This window comes from Rhizobium sp. 007 (genome assembly GCF_015353075.1).
Lineage (GTDB): Bacteria > Pseudomonadota > Alphaproteobacteria > Rhizobiales > Rhizobiaceae > Rhizobium.
Genome location: NZ_CP064187.1, coordinates 1,910,353 through 1,928,442 on the forward strand (window position 1 = coordinate 1,910,353; position 18,090 = coordinate 1,928,442).

Sequence of the window (18,090 nt, forward strand, 5' to 3'; positions counted from 1 at the left end):
TCAACCTTTCACTGCGCCAGCGGCGATACCGCGGACGAAGAGACGTCCGGACACGAAGTAGACGATAAGCGGCACCGCACCGGTGAGCAGCGTTGCGGCCATGTTGACGTTGTATTCCTTCACGCCCTGAACGGCGTTGACGATGTTGTTGAGCTGCACCGTCATCGGGAAATTCTGGTTGCCGGCAAAGATCACGCCGAACAGGAAGTCGTTCCAGATACCGGTGATCTGGATGATCATCGACACGACGAAGATCGGCAGCGACATCGGCAGCATGATGCGGAAGAACACCTGCCAGAACCCTGCCCCATCCACACGCGCAGCCTTGAAGAGTTCGGGAGGCAGTGATGCGAAATAATTTCGGAAGAGCAACGTGTTGATCGGCATGCCGAAGATCGTGTGCACCAGGACGACGGCCCAGATGGTCGAGAAGATGCCGAGCTCGCGCATGATGATGACGAGCGGATAGAGCATCACCTGATAGGGGATGAAAGCGCCGAAAAGCAGGATCGTAAAGAAGACTTCCGAACCCTTGAAGCGCCAGTAGGACAGGCCGTAGCCATTCACCGAGGCGATCGCCACGGAAATAATGACGCTCGGAATGGTGATCTTGACCGACTTCCAGAAGCCGACGCTGATGCCGGAGCAATCAAGGCCTGTACAGGCCTGGCTCCATGCCTTGACCCAGGGCTCGAAGGTGATCTGCACCGGCGGAGCGAAGATATTGCCCATGCGGATTTCTGTCATGTCCTTGAGGGAGGTCACGACCATCACATAGAGCGGCAGAAGATAATAAAGCGCGGCGACTGTCAGGATGCTGTAGAGGATGATGGTCGAGGGCGCGAACATGCGACGCGGCCTTGCGCCTGCCGGCTCGACGACGCTGGCGATGCTGTTGGTGGTGGTGGCTATGGCCATGATCGTGCTCCCTCAGGATCGCTTCTGGCGGAACTCGGCGAGAGCCCACGGAACCAGGATGATGAAGACGGTGACGAGCATCACGGTCGAAGCCGCAAGGCCCTGCCCGAGATTGGCGCGCTCGAACATGAACGAATAGACGTACTTGGCGGGCACTTCCGATGCAAAGCCGGGTCCGCCCTGCGTCATTGCGACGACGAGGTCATAGACGCGTACGATGCCGGAAGCGACGATCACCAGTGTGGTGACGAAGACGCCGCGCATCATTGGAATGATGATGAAGAGGTATGTGCGCCACGCCGGAATGCCGTCTACGCGCGCCGCCTTCCAGATTTCGGAATCGATGCCGCGCAGGCCGGCAAGCATCAACACCATGACCAGCCCCGTCCCCTGCCAGAGGCCGGCGATGACGAGCGCATAGATGACGGTATTCTTGTCGCCGAGCAGCGCGAGGCTGCCCCCCGGAAGACCAAGATCGTTCAAAACCTTCGGCACTCCGAGGCCGGGATCGAGAATCCACTGCCAGACGAGCCCCGTCACGATGAACGACAGGGCGAACGGATAGAGAAAGATCGTGCGGAATGTGTTCTCGAACCTGATCTTCTGATCGATGAGAACAGCCAGCAGGAAGCCGATGATGAAGACGAATGTCAGCACGCAGACGCCGTAGGTGGCAAGATTGAGAACCGACTGGTTCCAGCGCGAATTGCCGAAGAGGCGGCTGTACTGGTCAACGCCCACGAAATCGCTCGTCGGTAGCAGCCGCGACGACGTGAACGAGTAGAAAACGGTCCAAAGCGTGCAACCGATGAAAATCACGATGACGGTCAGCATCATAGGGATTGCTGCGACCTTCGCATTGAGGTTGCGCAATAGGCCAAACGGCCGGCCGGCATGAGCCATCAATACCTCCTGTTGGCGGTCAGGGGCGCGACCAGACTGGAAAGCTGTGTCCGCTCGCGCCCCATAAAACCGTCTCAAGTTATGAGAGCGTCTGTGGCCTTACTGGGCCTGCGAGATGATGTCGGCCTGACGATCGATTGCATCGTCCACAGACATCTTGGAGCTGAAGAATTCGAGCGCGAGATCCTGCAGCTGGCCCTGCGTATCGGAATCGAGCATCTGCTCGGTCGAAGGCAGAACGTTGTTGAGGTCCGACAGGATTTCGATGCCCTTCTTCATGCAGGCGTTCGCAGCTTCGAGATCGACGTCGCCTCGAACCGGCAGCGAACCCTTGACCAGATTGAATTTGACCTGGACTTCCTTAGAGAGAAGCAACTTGGCAAGTTCAAGCTGCGCCTTGGTGATTTCCGGATTGCTGTTCTTCGGGAAATAGAAGGCGTCGCCGCCCGTATCGAGCTGCGCATTGAAGCCGAGACCGGGCAGGCAATCGTAGTCGGTGCCGGCAACCTTCTTCGCGACGCCGAATTCACCCTGCGCCCAATCGCCCATGATCTGAGCGGCAGCCTTGCCCTCGATCACCATGTTGGTGGCAACGTTCCAGTCGCGGCCGGAATAAGCCGGATCGACCATATCGCGGGCCTGGGCGAATGCGGTCCAGACCTTCTTGTTCTGATCGCTGCGAACGGCCTCTTCGCTCTTCTTGTCGTTGATCTGCAAGTAGAGGTCTTTGCCGCCGATGCCGGCCTGCATGACGTTGCGGATGCCTTCGACCTGCCACGGGGCGCCGGTGGCGAGCGGCGTGATGCCCTTCTCCTTCAGCTTCGGCGCGTCGGCTGCGAGCTCGTCCCAGTTTTTTGGAACAGCCATGCCGTTGTCTTCGAAGACGTGGCGGTTGAGCCACATCCACTGCCAGGAGTGGATGTTGATCGGCACGCAATAGATCTTGCCTTCATAGACGCAGGCGTCGAGCAGCTTGGCCGGACGGATGACGTCCTTCCAATGTTCCTCCTCGGCAAGGGGCGTCAGATCCGTCATGAGGCCTGCCTTGATGAGTTCCTCGGCGTCGCGGCCGGTGTTCATCTGGGTAGCGCCCATGGGGTTGCCGCCGAGAATTCGACTAATGATGATCGGGTTGGCGGTGGTGCCGGAACCGGCAATAGCGCCGTCGACCCACTTGTTGCCACTCGCATTGAAGCTGTCGGCAAGGACCTTGACGGCGGCAGCTTCACCGCCGGATGTCCACCAATGGGTGACTTCGAGATCGGTCGCGTTGGCCGCGCCAAGCGGCAGCACGACGGAAGCGGCAAGCACAGCCGCCATCGAACGAAAATTCATGAGTTCTCCTCCCTCACTGAAACGTTGCCGGAAAAACTTAGTGCAATCGACATTTTGGCGCAACAGCCCGCTGTCAAAATTCTATGCGAAACTCGCCATTGCTACCCATGCCTGTTCTTGCTTCACAACTCCGCGACATATGGCGTTAGGTTGGGCATTCAAGATTGCATGATGACGAACGGAGCAATATATTGATATTATATATTAATTTCTATTATGGCGCATGTCGTCTGAAGAAATCGCCTTCGCAATTGCAAAGATCCAAGCTTGAAACCGCAATTCAACCTAAGCGTCTAGTGATGGTGCGAACATCATAAAAAGTGCTCGACATCTCCACTGTATCGTTACAGATTTAATGGCTCAAGTGAGGAGTGTTGTTCAGCGGGGAATGTGCTTACGGCTTTACGAAAAACATTCTATAAGCGGACCGAAATCGCACGAGGGTGACATAAAGGGATGGAAAACAAGGGAAATTCCGGGGGAGCGGCAGCGGCTATCCAGCGCGAACGGCCGACGCTGAAGACAATCGCCTTCATGACGGGCCTGGGCATTACCACGGTTTCGCGCGCACTCAAGGACGCACCGGATATCGGCGCGGAGACCAAGGAGCGCGTGCGTATGGTCGCCCGCCAGCTCGGCTACCAGCCGAACCGCGCCGGCGTACGCCTCAGGACCGGTAAGACCAATGTCATCGCGCTCGTTCTTTCCATCGACGAAGAGATCATGGGTTTCTCGAGCCAGATGGTCTTCGGTATTTCCGAGGTGCTGACCGGCACGCCGTACCACATCGTCGTGACACCGCACTCGCACAGCAAAGACCCGATGCTGCCGGTGCGCTACATCCTGGACACTGGCTCTGCCGATGGCGTCATTATTTCCCGCATCGAGCCCGACGATCCGCGCGTGCGGCTGCTCGCCGAGCAGAACATGCCCTTCGCGACGCATGGCCGGACAGATGCGGGACTGGTCCACCCCTATCACGATTTCGACAACGAATCCTTCGCGCACGAGGCGGTGAAGAGGCTCGTCGAGCGCGGCCGCAGGCGCATCGCTCTGCTCCAGCCGGCGAGCAAGCTCACTTACTATGCCCATACGAGGATTGGCTTCCAGACCGGTCTTCACGACTATGGCGCCGAGGAAGTCCCCCTGCGCGTCAACACCGATACGCCGCTGGAGGAGGTCAAGACCGCGGTCGAAGCGATGATGCGCATGCCGAACGCGCCCGACGGCATCGTCTGTTCGGCCGGAAGTGCCGCTATTGCCGTCAACGCCGGCATCGAGGCGACAAGTAAGCGCGTCGGCTACGATATCGACATGGTTTCAAAGCAGTCCGCGCCGATCCTGAACTGGATCAGGCCCGAGATCATCACCGCCAATGAAGACGTTCGCCACGCCGGCCGCGAACTGGCCAAGGCCGTCATCGCCCGCATCGATGGCATTGAGCCGGAACTGCTGCAGAGCATCAGCAAGCCGGTCTGGCCGGACGATCGCAGATAGGCGGTCACGTTTCCTGGTGCAGAGGCGCCGAATTATCCTTCTTCGCCGCAGTTCGGCACGGAAAAGCTGGCGCGCGCTTTTCGCGGAGTTATCCGATGCGGCTATCCTGGCTGGACACTCCCTCTCCCGCCTCAGTGGTTAAGGGTGAACGCTGCTCGCGGCAACTTGGAGTGTGTTGAGACGGTGCCAATACTTCTGGCAATCAAGCTCACCTAAGGCGCAAGATCGCACGGCGCGACCCTCAAGGCTGATGGCATGTCGTTTTTCCTCGCTCCTCACCGACTGACTTGATGAGGCCGCAGGAAAGCAAATGTGGAAGAGACCACGGGAAGCGGACAAGCAGCGCAGCTCCATGATCCTGCTTCGGTATGTTCAAAATAAAATAAGCCCGATCGAAACCGGGCTTTTTCCTTGTTCGATCGATACCTCAGAACGTCGAAGCGCCGCTGCCCCATGGGCCATGGTGGAAATCCTTGCCATCGAGGCGGTCGAAGCCGTGGGCGCCGAAGAAGTCGCGCTGGGCCTGGATGAGGTTCGCAGTGCCGCGGCCCTGGCGGTAGGCGTCGAAATAGGTGAGCGCCGAGGTGAGCGCCGGAACCGGCAGGGCGGCCGCAAGTGCTGCCGCAACGACGCGGCGAAGCGACGGGATCGATTCCTTGACCATTTCGGAGAAGGCCGGCGTGACGATGAGGTTTGCCGCATCCGGCGCCTTGGTGAAAGCGCTGGTGATTTCGTCCAGGAACTGCGAGCGGATGATGCAGCCGGCCCGCCAGATCTTGGCGATCACCGGCATCGGCAGCGACCAGTTGAACTCGCGGGAAGCCTCCGCCATCACGGCAAAGCCCTGCGCATATGCGCCGATCTTGGCGGCAAACAACGCCAGTTCCAGATCCTTGTCGAGGTCCTGACCGTAGGCGATCGGGAAATCGTATTTCGGCTTTCCGAAGATTCTCTCGGCGGCTTCGCGCTGGTCCTTCATCGAGGAGATGCTGCGCGCCGCAACGGCAGCTTCGATAGCGGTCGCCGGAATGCCCATGTTCTGTGCTTCGATCGCCGACCACTTGCCGGTGCCCTTCTGGCCGGCCTTGTCGAGGATCATGTCAACCATCGGCCCCCCGGACACGGGATCGGTCGCCGCCAGCACCTTTTCGGAGATTTCGATGAGGTAGGAATTCAGGCGGCCCTTGTTCCATTCGCCGAAGATGTTGCTGATTTCGCCGGCGCTCTTGCCGAGGCCGTCGCGCAGGATGCCGTAGATTTCGGCGATCATCTGCATGTCGGCGTATTCGATGCCATTGTGGATCGTCTTGACGAAGTGACCCGCACCATCGTTGCCGAGCCAGGCGACGCAGGGATCGCCGTTGTACTTGGCGGCAATCGAGGTCAGAACCTTCTCAACGCGCTTCCAGGAGTCTTCGGTACCGCCGACCATGATCGACGGGCCGTGGCGGGCGCCTTCTTCACCGCCGGATACCCCCATGCCGATGAAGGTCAGCTCGGTATCCTTGAGGCGGTCGAAACGGGCGATCGTGTCACGGAAATTGGCGTTGCCGGCATCGATCATGATGTCGCCTTTGGAAAGGTGCGGCCGCAGCGCTTCCATCTGCTGGTCGACAGCCTCGCCCGCCTTGATCATGATGATGATCGGACGCGGCGGGCGGATGGCCTCGACGAATTCCTCGATGGTCTTGCAGGGGACGATCTGCTTCTTGAGATCACCGGCGCTTTCGTAGAACTCGTCCGTCTTTTCGGGAGTGCGGTTGAAGACTGCAATCTTGTTGCCTTTTTCCGCAATGTTGAGTGCCAGGTTGGAACCCATGACGGCAAGGCCGATCAGCCCGATTTCTGCCTTTTCCACGATACACCTCCGATGAGTCATTTTGGACCGGTGTTGTGGCACTCTCCGGGAAAAACGGCAAGTCTGGAAGGACGCCGATCAGTTCGGCAGCGCACAGTTCGGAGGCTGACCGGCCGTTTCTTCAATACGCCGCCTTCCTGTCTGCTATTATCGGCGGAGGAAACACCAAGGAAAATCCGATGAGCACCCTGCCTGCCAAAATTGTTCACTGCTCGATCAATCGGTACTGGAAGGAGGTCTACGACTTTGCCGGCAAGCCGGAAAACATGTCGCTCTGGGCCTCGGGGCTGGCCTCCGGCCTCGAACCGCAAGGAAGCGACTGGATCGCGCACGGTCCTCTGGGAACGGTGCGTGTGAGCTTCGTCCCGCACAACGAGTTCGGCGTCATCGACCATACGGTAACAATCGAAAGCGGACTACGGGTCTACAACGCGCTGCGAATCGTGCCGAACGGCGACGGCTGCGAGGTGATGTTCACGCTGTTGAAACAGCCAGGCATGACGGACGACCAGTTCGCCGCTGATGCCGCCCATGTGCAGAAGGACCTCGGCGCCTTAAAATCGCTGATGGAGATATAACCGATGGAAAAAAGCGCAAACGACCTGAAGATCGACTACATTGAATTCAACGTCGCCGACATAGCGGCGGCAAAGGCCTTCTACGGTAACGCATTTGGTTGGAGTTTCACCGATTATGGCCCCAGCTATTGCGAATTCAATGACGGCCGCCTGACGGGCGGCTTCACAAATATCCAACCGCCGCGCCCGGGTGGTGGCCCGCTTGTGATCCTATACGCCGACAAACTTGAGGAAGCGCTGGAGAAGGTCGAACAGGCCGGAGGCAAGATCGTAAAGCCGATCACCGCCTTTCCGGGCGGCCGGCGGTTTCACTTCCTTGACAAGGATGCCTACGAACTGGCCGTGTGGAGCAAGACTTAAAGCCGGAAGCTAGGCAGCGATTGTCGAGATCGCATCGGCAGATTCCAGCACGACAAGCGCACCTAGAACTTGCCCGGACAGGTCGCGCAGCGGCGACATGCGGCAACGCGTGCGCCTGCTTTCACCGCGCTGTTCGTAGTTGTATTCGACATGCTGCCCCGCGAAGCAGGCGTCGAAGTTGGCTTTCGCTTGTGCCACGAACTGTTCCTCGCCGATGAATTCCATCACATGGCGGCCGATCATGTCGATCGGCCTTCGTCCGAGATATGCACAGTTCACCGGATTGGAATAAAGATAGCGGTAGTCGCGCGTGAGCACCGCAACACGATCCGGCAACGTCTCGAGAATCGCCGAATTGAGAAAATTCCCGTTGTCGACATTGGGCACATAGGCCTTCGGTGCAGGTAGCGGCAATTCCCGCGGCAACGCGAAATCCGCACGCGGCAGCGCGCCGAAATAGCGCTCCAAAAGGGATATGAGCATGGCTGAGTGATGGCTGACGCTGGCAGCGTCATCGGCATCCTGCTGCAGCAGATAGCCGACAAACTGAAGCTGCATGTACATCTCCATCAGGTTGGACGCGTGATGGTCCACAATTGTTTGGACCAAAAGATCGAGACCACCATCAAGAGTTGCAACACGCCGATCGTCGCCAAGACGAATTGCCTCTTCGATCTGCGAGCAGCGTGATGAGAAAGCTTGCAAAAGCTCGAGCAAGGCGCCTCCAGATCCCTTATTCTCCAAAGGGATTCACATTCTCCTCGCTTTGGCAGAATTCAACGCATATGACATAAACATGAATCCCGCTACTCGCCCTAGTAGCGACGGATAACATGATTAGGATTCACGTTCAACGTGGACGGCACATGGGTTTTAGTGGATGAGATATGAGAGGTTGAAAGCCCTTCACTTAAGAACTTCGTGCTTTACCTTCCACCGGTCGTGGTACCAGAGCCATTGGGCCGGGTATTCCCGCACCCAGCTTTCGACCTTGTCGTTCAGCATCTGAGCGGTCGCCGTCAGGTCGAGATTGCCCTTCTCGTCGCGCGGCATGTCCAGCTTCGGCTCGATCTCCAGCCGATAGCGGTTGCCGGGAAGCCGGATGCAGCGCGCAGGATAAACCTCGCAGTTGAACTGGCGGACGAGTTTCGGCAAGAGCGGGTTCGTCTTCGTGTCCAGGCCGAAAAAGGTGGTCTTCAGCCCTTTGCGGAACTTCTGATCGACGAGAACGCCGACACCCTGCCCGGCTTCGAGCTGACGCGCCAGCGCAAAGGCCGAGCCGGCATGCGACGGCACGAGCTTGCCCATGCGGGCGCTGCGGAAATCGAAGACCTTCTGGGCGACATAAGGATTGTTCGGCGGACGGAAGAGAACCGTCACATGCAGACCGAAGGCAGCGCTGCTGACGGGCAGGAGTTCGAAATTGCCCGTATGCGCCGTAAAGACGATGAACGGCCGGGGATTGTCCCGCAGGTCGAGGAAGATCGGGATGCCCGAGACCTCCACCCTGCCCGGATCGGTCCTTTCCGGATCGAAATCGAACAAACGGTCCAGAAAGACGTATTCGGCGGCGAGCCTTCCCATATTGCCCCAACTCGCCAGGGCGATTTCTTCTAGCTCGGCCCCACCCTTCTCGGGGAAGGCGTTGCGCAGGTTGAAGAGCATCAGCTTGTGGCGCGACGTGTGCGGACCGATCTTGCGGGTCAGCCAATCAGCAAATCGGATCGCGCTATCTGCCGGAAACAGCTTCAGGAAATTCATGAAGCCAAAGGCCAGCTGAGCGATCAGCCATTGGCGGAAATGCTCGAGCTTCAGAACGATCCGGGTGAGGAAGAGCTTCACCGGTTCAGTCCATCTTCAGGATGATCTTGCCGAAGATCTGGCGGGATTCCATGCGTTCGAGCGCACGGTCGATATCGTCGAAGCTGACTTCGGTGTCGATGACCGGATGAACGAGGCCGCGGCCCATCTTCTGCATGGCATTCGCCATATTCTCGATGCGGCAGCCGAAGGAGCCGAGCAGCTTCAGCTGCTGCTGGAAGAGCATCATCAGGTTCATGTCGGTGGAAACGCCCGACGTCGAGCCGCAGGTGACGAGGCGGCCGCCGCGCTTCATGCACAGCATCGAGCCCGCCCAGGTGTCCTTGCCCACGTGTTCGAAGACGACATCGACGCCCTTTTTTTTCGTGAGCTTGCGCACGACGCCCTCGAAGCGGTCCTTGCGGTAATTGATGACGTGATCGGCGCCGAGCGCCTTTGCCTTCTCGATCTTGTCGTCCGAGCCGACGGTGGTGATCACGGTGCAACCGATCTTCTTGGCGAGCTGGATTGCCGCCGTGCCGATGCCCGAACCGCCGGCATGCACGAGGATCGTCTCGCCGGGTTCGAGCTTGGCATTGTCGAAGAGCATGTGCTCGACGGTCCCGAAGGTGACGGGCGCCAGAGCCGCGCCGATGGCATCGACGCCGGGCGGTGCCGGAACGAGCAGGCGGGCCGGAAGGTTCACCTTCTCCTGCGCAAAGCCGTCAAGATGGAAGCCATGGACGCCGGAGACGTGTTCGCAGAGATTGTCGCGGCCTTCGCTGCACGGACGGCAGAGACCGCAGGTGCGCGCGCCGTAGATTGCGACCAACTGGCCGGGCAGGACATTCGCGACGCCCGGGCCGATCGCCTCCACGACGCCCGAGGCCTCCGCGCCGATGACGAGCGGCATCTTGCGCTTGGCGAATGCCATGCCGCGCCAGCCCCAGACGTCGATATGGTTGAGGGCGACTGCCTTGACCCGCAGCGTCACCTCACCGGCAGCCGGAGCATCCGGTTCCGGCAGATCGGTGATCTCAAGCTTGCGGTCATCGATCAGTTGCAAAGCGCGCATAAAAAACCTCTCGCCTCGAAGGCGTCTTCTCTCTCTTATTTTGTCGGCAACCGCTTAAGCCGGTTCGAGCGCCATGACAAGGCTGGCGTTCTGCCCGCCGAAGCCGAAAGAGTTCGAAAGCACGGCGGAGACCTGCTGTTCGCGCTTCTTGTTCGGTACGACATCGAGAACGATAGATGGATCCGGGTTGTTGTAGTTAATCGTCGGCGGCAGCGTGCCGGTGAGCATGGTCTGCAGCGAGAACACCGCTTCGACCGCGCCAGCCGCCGTCAGCGTATGGCCGATCATCGACTTGTTGGAGGACAGCGGAATGGAGGCCATGCGCTCGCCGAAGACGGCAAGCATCGAGCCATATTCCATCTTGTCGTTTTCCGGCGTCGAGGTGCCGTGAGCATTGATGTAGCCGATGCCGCTTTCATCGATGCCGGCATCGGCAAGCGCGGCACGGATCGTCGCGATCGCCGGGCCGCCATCCGGCGACGAACGGGTGCGATGGAAGGAGTCGGCCTTTTCACCCGCGCCCTTCATGATGCCGAGTACCTTGGCGCCACGCGCGACAGCCGCTTCCAGTGATTCGAGGACCAGCGTTGCTGCACCTTCGGCGATGACGAAACCGTCGCGATCCTTGCTGAAGGGCTTGGAAGCCTTGGTCGGCGGATCGTTCTGCGTCGACAGCGCGGAAAGCAGCGAAAAACGGATGAGCGCTTCGGCGCTCAGCGAACCATCGGTCGCAACCGCAAGGGCGCGATCGGTACGACCCTGGCGGATCGCCTCGATGCCGAGCTGGATCGCGGTGGCGCCAGAAGCACATGCGGTCGAAAGCGTCACCGGCAGCCCGCGCGTGCCGAAACGGTCGGCCAGACGCTCGGAGATCGCGCCGAAGAGTGCTGCTTCATGGAAGGCGGCATCCGTGCGCTGGCGCATCGCGGCCAGGAACCGCTCGTAGGCATCGCCCGGATGCTCGGACGGCGGCGAACGGTCGGCGAGATCGAAGCGGGCGCTCCATTCCGGCTCGATCGGCGGCGCGGCGAGAAAGAGCGGACCGTTGAAATCGCCGGAGATACCGGCATCGCAGAGCGCTTCAACCGTCGTTTCGCGGGCGAAGGCGTAGGAACGCTCAACGGCGTTCGGCACCGGGATGTCGATGAAATCAACAGTGCCGGCAATGCGGGTCGAGAGCCCGTCGGTCGGAAAGCGCGTGATGCCGTGGATCCCGGAAGTGCCGGAGGTCAGCGCCGCCCAGTTGTCCTTGAGCCCTTGGCCGAGCGAGGTGATGATTCCCATACCCGTGACCGCGACGATCGGGCGGCCGAGGTGATCCTTGTAAGTCGCTTCTGTCATTTGATCACTCCTCACGCATCCGCGGAAAGAACGGCGACACCCTCGCCGCGCTGGTGGCCGACTGCGGTGACGACAGCGGCCGTGGTACTCGCGCTCATCGGTTTTTCGTGCGCGGCATCGAAAGGCGGCACCTTCGCTTTGCTGTCGACGGCGAGTGCCGCAAAAGCAAGTCCAAGGGTAAACTGCGCTTCGATGGCATGGCCGGACACGCCGCCGAAGCCGCGGACGACCGCGCCCGGAAGCTGATGCTCCAGAACCGCCTTTTCGCGCTCTGCCAGATCATGCATGCCGGTCGAGCCCGAGAAGATCGCAGTCGTTTCCGGCGCAAGCTTCTTGGCCGGCTGCAGCAGGCGCTCGAGACGAACCTCAAGGTTTCCGGCATTCCGGTTACCGCGGTCGCCCTCGATGGAATCGATCCTCGCATAGATATGCGCCCCCCGCGCTTCCGCGTGCTTGCGCGATTCCAGAACGAGAAACGCCCCGGCCGAACCCAGGATCATGCCGCCGCCTTCGGTATCCTTGCGCGACCAAAGCGGCGCCCATTTGCCCTGCAGGTGAGCGCCGATCGATTCGGGCAAAAGGATCATGTCCTGACGCTCGGCGGCAAAGGCGCCGCCGACGAGCGCATGCGAGGATTCGCCCGACTTGATCCGGTAGAATGCGGTTTCGACGGCGGAGATGCCTGCAGCCTCCTCGCCCATGAACGTCCGCGAGGAACCGGTGACCTTATGGACGATCGAAATATTGCCGGCAAGGAGGTTGGAAAGCTGCGCCAGGAAGAGCGTCGGGCGCAGTTCCGTGGTCAGCTTCTCGTTGAGTAAGAGCTCGCGATCATTGCGCTTCAGGCCCTCGTCGACGATCAGCGTATCGACATTGATGTCACGCTCACCGCCGCCGGCGGCCACGATCATGTCCATCCTGCCGCAGGTTTCCGCATTCTCCTTGAAGCCCGCGTCATCGAGCGCCAGGCCGGCGGCAAAAACGCCGATGCGCTGCCAGTTCTCCATCTGGCGCTGGTCGCCGCGCTTGGCGATCTGCTGCGACCAGTCGATTTCCGGCAGCGGATGCACCGGATAGGGCTTGAATTTTTCAGTCTCGATGATCGGCTCCGGCGCTCGACCTGCCGTCAAGAGCGCGACATGCGCATCCTTGCCGACGCCCTGACAAGTGACGATACCGACGCCGGTGATGACGACATCATTTTGAGCCTTGCTCATCCCTTTACTCCCTGCGCGGCGATCGCATCCATCAGGCCGACCTCGCCCGCGCGCTTTTTCACGATATCGCCGAGCGGAACCTCGCTGAAGGGCATGGTGCGCAACTTCAGTTGCGCATCGCAGACCTTCTTGCCGCCGCTCGTGATCTTTGCCTTGGTCACGGCAAAACCGGACCCGTCATGCTCCAGAAACGCCTCGATGTCGAGAACCGCCTCTGGCTCGACGAAGGTTCGCATCTTGGCGCCATCCACCGACATCAGGAACGGCATCGCGGCAAAATCAGTCGCGGCCAGCACCAGCATGCCCGAGGCCTGCGCCATGGTTTCAATGAGAAGCACGCCCGGAACGAGCGGCATACCCGGAAAATGGCCTTCGAAGACGGGGCTATTCGCCGGCACAACGGAACGCGCCTTGAGCACACCCTTTTCGAGGTCGACCGCTTCCACGCGGTCAATCATCTGGAAATATTCCAGCAGCATCGGATCCTCCGGCCCGGCGGGAAAGCGAGCGCCGGATACGCCTAGTTAGGAACAAAACCGCCCGGCCGCTACGGTTCGCAGAGGCAGGGCGGAGAAAAAAGATAGCTGTGTCGCTCAGGCCTTAGCGGCGCGAAGCTCATCGATCTTGGCACAGAGGTTCTTCAGCACGAAATATTCCTCGGTGGAAACCTTCCCCTCGTTGACTTCCTGCGTCCACTTTTCGAGCGGGATCTTGATGCCGAATTCCTTGTCGATGGCGAAAACGATATCGAGGAAGTCGAGGCTATCGATACCGAGGTCGTCGATCGTATGGCTCTCCGGCGTGATCGTCTCGCGATCGATCTCGCTGGTTTCTGCAATGATGTCGGCAACTTTATCGAATGTAGCGGTCACGCGCTGTACCTCTTTCAATGACGAATTTATCCCCCTCATAGGCAAATCCATTTCAAAAGCCAATGCTTTCGCATGATCTGCTTTCAAATTTGACGGGCAACTGTTGCCGAAACAGCAATTCGCATAAAGGCTCGGAACACCAGGCCAGCATTCTTACCTGGATAGCGCCGCAACTCTCCTGCGAAGCACAGTCAAAGCAGAGCGACGAATGCCAGAAACACGGCGATCGCCAGTATCATGCAACTCGCATTGAATACTGCGATCCCGTCTTCGACGTCCTTGACGGTGGCGGTGCCGCGGCCCGCGCCGTTGATCATCGGTTCGCTGACGACAATGCCGGAATAGACGCGTGGACCTGCCAATTGAACATCAAGTGCACCGGCCATGGCCGCTTCCGGCCGGCCGGAATTCGGTGAGCGATGCAGACCGCCGTCGCGGATCGCAACCTGGAAGGCCTCGCGGCTGGCGCTTGCGCCGCGCCGAAGCCAGGCGCCAGCGGCAATCAGCACGATGGCAAGACGGGCGGCCGGCCAATTCGCCAGATCGTCGAGGCGAGCCGAGGCCCAGCCGAAATCGATGTACTTGTCCGACTTGTGTCCGATCATCGAGTCGGCGGTATTCAGCATCTTGTAGAGGAAGAGGCCGGGCAGGCCGAGGACGACATACCAGAGCGCCGGTGCAACGACGCCGTCGGAGAAGTTTTCGGCGAGGCTTTCGATTGCCGCACGGCAAATGCCCGGCTCGTCCAGTGTTTCTGGATCGCGCCCGACAATGCGGGAGATGGCCTTGCGACCGCCGACGATCCCCTCGCCGCGCAAGGCTTCCGCCACCGCAGACACGTGATCCGCAAGGCTCTTCTGCGCCAAGAAGATCGCGACGCAGGCAACTTCGAGAAGAATTCCCACAAAGCCGAACAGTCCGAAGAACCAGTGCAGCACGAGCCCGGCGGCGGCGCTGAACGCCAACAACACCGTGATCGAGACGGTGCCGTTCAGCCGCCGCTCGGCCTTCGTCAGCGTCTCGCTGTTGAACTGCCGGTCGAAATTGGAAATCGCTTTGCCGAAGAGGACGACGGGATGCGGCAGCCGCGACCACAGCCAATCCGGATCGCCGACGATCCGGTCGAGAAGGAGCGCCAGCAACAGCACGAGGAGATTTTCGTCGATCGTCATCCGTCAAAACTTTCCAAAGCGACCACAAGCCTGTTGTCGGCGGCGAAATCGGGCGGGAGGCCGAAACGCAGCCATTCCGGCGCATAGTCGAACTTGCGGACGAGAATATGGTGGCGGCAGAGATGCGTGTGAATGCGGCCTGCGCGGCTGTCTTCGACGAGCGAAAAGAGCCGAGTTCCGCCGGTCATTTCCAAACCGGCGCCTTTCAACACGCCCTCCAAGGCATCCTGGCGCTCGGCGATCTTGCGGATGATCGGAGCCGTATCCGACCGCAGCAAGGACGCGGCAATCGACAGCGCCGGGCCGGACACCGCCCAAGGGCCGAGCCAATCCTCGAAACGCGCGCGGATATCGCTTGCAGTCACGACGAAGCCGAGCCGCAGACCTGCGAGTCCGAAGAACTTTCCGAACGAACGGAAGATGACGAGATTTGAAAACCGCGATGCCAGAGGCACGAGACTCAAATTCGGCTCAGCATCGCCGAAGGCTTCGTCGACGACGAGACAGCCGCCCTGCCCTTTCAGCCGGTCATGCAGCGCGGCTAGCTCGTCCGGCTTATAGCTTTGGCCATCGGGATTGTTCGGATTGACGACGACGGCAAGCGCGTGCCGGTCGTCGACAGCCCCGATCCCATCGACCGCATCCACGATAAAGCCGGCTGACCGGAACGCCTTGTCGTATTCGCCATAAGTCGGCGAGACGATCGCGATTCGCCTGCCGGGCTCAACCAGTCTGGGCAGAAGTTGGATCACCGATTGCGTGCCTGGAACAGGCAACGGCAGGAGATCGCCGCTGCGGTAATAGTCGCTGGCAGCGGCAACGGCCGATTGCACCAGATATTTGTCCGGCAGGCGATGCCAGGATTCAGCAGGAATGTCCGGCAGCGCCGCCGGGCACGGATTGATGCCGGTCGATAGATCAAGCCAATCCTGCGGCCTTCCGCCAAAGGCAGCGGCGGCGGCCGAGATCCCGCCGCCATGCAGGATCGCAACACTCATGCGGCGGCTCCGGCAAGGTCGATCAGATGCATATAAGACCCAGCGATCTGGCCGCGGCGAAGGCCGGCTTCACCGAGACCGATGCCGAGAGCATCGCTCACCGTGAAGAGCCTGTCGGCGTCGCCTTCGCGAACGACAGTGGAGTAATGATATTCATGGGCCGTCATGGCATGGTCGAAGAATGCCCCGTCGACCGGCTGAACGCGGCGATAGCCGAGATGCCGGCTGCGCTCTTCATAGCTGGTCACAAGCGGCAGCAGGCCGAGCATCTCGTGCCGCGTGGCGCCGGCATCGATCAGCCCGTCGCCAAGAACCATGTAGCCGCCGCACTCGCCGTAAATGCGCGTGCCGCGTCCTGCAGCCTCGATCATCGCCCGACGGAAATTCTGCGCACCCGCGATCTCTCCGGCATGCAGTTCCGGATAGCCGCCCGGCAGATAGATCGCGTCGGCATCGGCAGCGGGTGCTTCGTCGGCCAGCGGCGAGAAGAAGGCGATCGTTGCCCCGCGGCGGCGCCAGCCGAGCAGCATATGTTCGTAGGAAAAGGCAAAGGCGATGTCGCGGGCAACGGCAATCCGGCTTCCAAGCGGCGCCAGCCGATGGATATTCGCCGCCGAGGGAACGTTGAGACCCTGGCGCGCGGTGCGCAGAAGAAACTCGAAATTGCACTCGTCGGATACGGCTTCGGCAGCATGCTCGATAAAGTCCTCCAGCCCCTGATGCTCGCCCGCCTGCACGAGGCCCAGATGCCGCTCCGGAAGCGCCAGTGTCTTGTCGCTGCGGATGACCGCGATGACCGGCATGCGGATCGCATCGAGCGCCTGGCGCAGCATCGTCTCGTGCCGCTCGCTGCCGACCTTGTTGAGAATGACGCCGGCGATGCGGACATCGGCGCGGAAGCTCGCAAAGCCGCTGACGAGCGGCGCGACCGAATGCGACATGCGCGAAGCGTCGACAACGAGCACGACGGATAGGCGAAGCATGGCGGCGAGATCGGCCGCGGTCCCCTTGCCGTCGGCCGCACCGTCGAAGAGGCCCATCATCGCCTCAATGACCAGGATGCGATCGCCGGACCGGTGCAGCGCGGCATTGGCGGAAATCAACTCGGGCCGCATGGCCCAGGCGTCGAAATTCAGGCAAGGCGTGCCGCTGGCGGCGGAGTGAAAGGCAGGATCGATATAGTCCGGGCCGGCCTTGCCGGGAGCGACCGCAACACCGCGGTTGCGAAGCGCCCGAAGCAGGCCGAGCGTGATCGTAGTCTTGCCGGAGCCGGAGGACGGCGCAGCGATCAGCAACCCGCTCATGCCGTCACCTTCCCTCCGGTGCGGCGAAACGGATCGGGCTGTAGCCTGCGCCCCGCCAAAGCACCCAGCCAATCGAGCGACGGGCGCAATCTCACGACCTCGCCGACGACGACAATTGCAGGCGGCTCCAAGCCGGACGCCGCGACGGCGCCCGGTGCTTCGCCAAGCGTCGTTTCTAGAACCTGCTGCCCGCTGGTTGCCGCGTTGCAGACGAAGGCGACCGGCTCCGACGGATTGCGGCCCGCCGTGATGAGGTTGGCGCTGATCTGGGCGATATGCTTCATCGCCATATAGATGACGATCACCGGCGAACCGCGGCCGATCGCCTCCCAATTGATCGCATCCGGCACGATGCCGGAAGAATCATGGCCGGTGAGGAACGTGACCGCATGGTTGATGTCGCGGTGGGTGACTGGAATGCCAGCATAGGCGAGCCCGCCGATCCCGGCCGTAATGCCCGGCACGATGCGGAACGGGATGTTGTGCTCGACCAGCGTCAGCGCCTCTTCGCCGCCACGGCCGAAGACGAAGGGATCGCCGCCCTTCAGCCGCAGCACGCGTTTGCCGGAGCGCGCAAGTTCGACCAGGCGAAGCGAGATATCCCGCTGATTCGCGGAAGGCTTGCCGCCTCGCTTGCCGGCATATTCGAGAACGGCATCGGGCCGCGCGAGCCTCAAGCATTCCTCGTTCACCAGCGCGTCGTGAATGATCAAATCGGCTTCCGCCATCGCCTTAGCGGCAAGCAGCGTCAGCAGGCCAGGATCGCCCGGCCCGGCGCCGACGAGCCAGACGCTGCCCGGCTCCAGCGCCGGCAGATGGGAGAATGCGCTTTCGATCATTCAGGTGATCTATGCCCGGCAGC

18 protein-coding genes are annotated in these 18,090 nt (G+C 60.7%); 3 read left to right on the forward strand and 15 right to left on the reverse strand.

Annotation, left to right across the window (positions count from 1 at the left end; translation table 11 throughout):
- The 3 genes from ISN39_RS09680 to ISN39_RS09690 all read right to left on the reverse strand — a co-directional run bounded on the left by ISN39_RS09680 (position 1) and on the right by ISN39_RS09690 (position 3,156).
- A complete protein-coding gene (locus tag ISN39_RS09680) occupies positions 1-918 on the reverse strand; it encodes a carbohydrate ABC transporter permease (RefSeq protein WP_074068607.1) in 918 nt (305 codons plus the stop codon).
- Between the two features lie 12 nt (positions 919-930).
- On the reverse strand, positions 931-1,821 hold the full coding sequence (locus tag ISN39_RS09685) for a sugar ABC transporter permease (protein ID WP_074068610.1): 891 nt from the start codon (positions 1,819-1,821) through the stop codon (positions 931-933).
- Between the two features lie 99 nt (positions 1,822-1,920).
- Entirely contained in the window at positions 1,921-3,156 is a 1,236-nt protein-coding gene (locus tag ISN39_RS09690) for an ABC transporter substrate-binding protein (protein ID WP_074068612.1), read from the reverse strand.
- 456 nt (positions 3,157-3,612) lie between these two features.
- On the opposite strand from ISN39_RS09690, the gene ISN39_RS09695 reads away from it, so the two are divergent.
- The gene (locus ISN39_RS09695) at positions 3,613-4,653 is read left to right on the forward strand and encodes a LacI family transcriptional regulator (RefSeq protein ID WP_074068614.1); all 1,041 of its coding nucleotides are present in this window, start codon (positions 3,613-3,615) and stop codon (positions 4,651-4,653) included.
- 427 nt (positions 4,654-5,080) lie between these two features.
- Here the strand turns inward: ISN39_RS09695 and gndA are convergent, their stop codons facing one another.
- Positions 5,081-6,532, reverse strand: coding sequence for an NADP-dependent phosphogluconate dehydrogenase (gene gndA / locus ISN39_RS09700; RefSeq protein ID WP_194729900.1), 1,452 nt, complete (start codon positions 6,530-6,532; stop codon positions 5,081-5,083).
- A gap of 158 nt (positions 6,533-6,690) precedes the next feature.
- Here gndA and ISN39_RS09705 point away from each other — a divergent pair, with 158 nt between their 5' ends.
- Both ISN39_RS09705 and ISN39_RS09710 read left to right on the forward strand, forming a co-directional pair.
- On the forward strand, positions 6,691-7,089 hold the full coding sequence (locus ISN39_RS09705) for a polyketide cyclase (RefSeq protein ID WP_074068619.1): 399 nt from the start codon (positions 6,691-6,693) through the stop codon (positions 7,087-7,089).
- Between the two features lie 3 nt (positions 7,090-7,092).
- The gene (locus ISN39_RS09710) at positions 7,093-7,449 is read left to right on the forward strand and encodes a VOC family protein (RefSeq protein WP_194729901.1); all 357 of its coding nucleotides are present in this window, start codon (positions 7,093-7,095) and stop codon (positions 7,447-7,449) included.
- Positions 7,450-7,458: 9 nt separating this feature from the next.
- Here the strand turns inward: ISN39_RS09710 and ISN39_RS09715 are convergent, their stop codons facing one another.
- The 11 genes from ISN39_RS09715 to cobA form a co-directional block, all read right to left on the reverse strand.
- Positions 7,459-8,166 carry a PAS domain-containing protein gene (locus tag ISN39_RS09715; RefSeq protein WP_194729902.1) on the reverse strand — a complete coding sequence of 236 codons (708 nt, stop codon included), beginning with the start codon at positions 8,164-8,166 and terminating at the stop codon, positions 7,459-7,461.
- A gap of 189 nt (positions 8,167-8,355) precedes the next feature.
- On the reverse strand, positions 8,356-9,291 hold the full coding sequence (locus ISN39_RS09720; RefSeq protein WP_194729903.1) for a lipid A biosynthesis lauroyl acyltransferase: 936 nt from the start codon (positions 9,289-9,291) through the stop codon (positions 8,356-8,358).
- A 4-nt stretch (positions 9,292-9,295) separates the two neighbouring features.
- Entirely contained in the window at positions 9,296-10,324 is a 1,029-nt protein-coding gene (locus ISN39_RS09725) for a zinc-binding dehydrogenase (protein ID WP_194729904.1), read from the reverse strand.
- Positions 10,325-10,378: 54 nt separating this feature from the next.
- A complete protein-coding gene (locus ISN39_RS09730; RefSeq protein ID WP_194729905.1) occupies positions 10,379-11,665 on the reverse strand; it encodes a beta-ketoacyl-ACP synthase in 1,287 nt (428 codons plus the stop codon).
- Between the two features lie 11 nt (positions 11,666-11,676).
- Positions 11,677-12,882 carry a beta-ketoacyl-ACP synthase gene (locus ISN39_RS09735; RefSeq protein WP_194729906.1) on the reverse strand — a complete coding sequence of 402 codons (1,206 nt, stop codon included), beginning with the start codon at positions 12,880-12,882 and terminating at the stop codon, positions 11,677-11,679.
- Positions 12,879-13,361 (reverse strand): 3-hydroxyacyl-ACP dehydratase FabZ family protein, encoded by a 483-nt coding sequence (locus ISN39_RS09740; RefSeq protein WP_074068632.1) that lies wholly within the window; start codon positions 13,359-13,361, stop codon positions 12,879-12,881. The genes ISN39_RS09735 and ISN39_RS09740 overlap by 4 nt, the downstream gene beginning before the upstream one ends.
- Positions 13,362-13,475: 114 nt before the next feature.
- Positions 13,476-13,793, reverse strand: coding sequence for an acyl carrier protein (locus ISN39_RS09745; RefSeq protein ID WP_022715027.1), 318 nt, complete (start codon positions 13,791-13,793; stop codon positions 13,476-13,478).
- A 152-nt stretch (positions 13,794-13,945) separates the two neighbouring features.
- Positions 13,946-14,926 carry an adenosylcobinamide-phosphate synthase CbiB gene (gene cbiB / locus ISN39_RS09750; RefSeq protein WP_194729907.1) on the reverse strand — a complete coding sequence of 327 codons (981 nt, stop codon included), beginning with the start codon at positions 14,924-14,926 and terminating at the stop codon, positions 13,946-13,948.
- Positions 14,923-15,924: a threonine-phosphate decarboxylase CobD gene (cobD, locus tag ISN39_RS09755; RefSeq protein WP_194729908.1), complete on the reverse strand. Its 1,002-nt coding sequence runs from the start codon at positions 15,922-15,924 to the stop codon at positions 14,923-14,925. The genes cbiB and cobD overlap by 4 nt, the downstream gene beginning before the upstream one ends.
- Positions 15,921-17,228, reverse strand: a complete 1,308-nt coding sequence (locus tag ISN39_RS09760; RefSeq protein ID WP_194729909.1) for a cobyrinate a,c-diamide synthase — start codon at positions 17,226-17,228, stop codon at positions 15,921-15,923. Before ISN39_RS09760 ends, cobD begins: the two co-directional genes overlap by 4 nt.
- Positions 17,225-18,067 (reverse strand): uroporphyrinogen-III C-methyltransferase, encoded by an 843-nt coding sequence (gene cobA, locus ISN39_RS09765; RefSeq protein WP_194729910.1) that lies wholly within the window; start codon positions 18,065-18,067, stop codon positions 17,225-17,227. Before cobA ends, ISN39_RS09760 begins: the two co-directional genes overlap by 4 nt.
- Positions 18,068-18,090 lie beyond the last annotated feature (23 nt).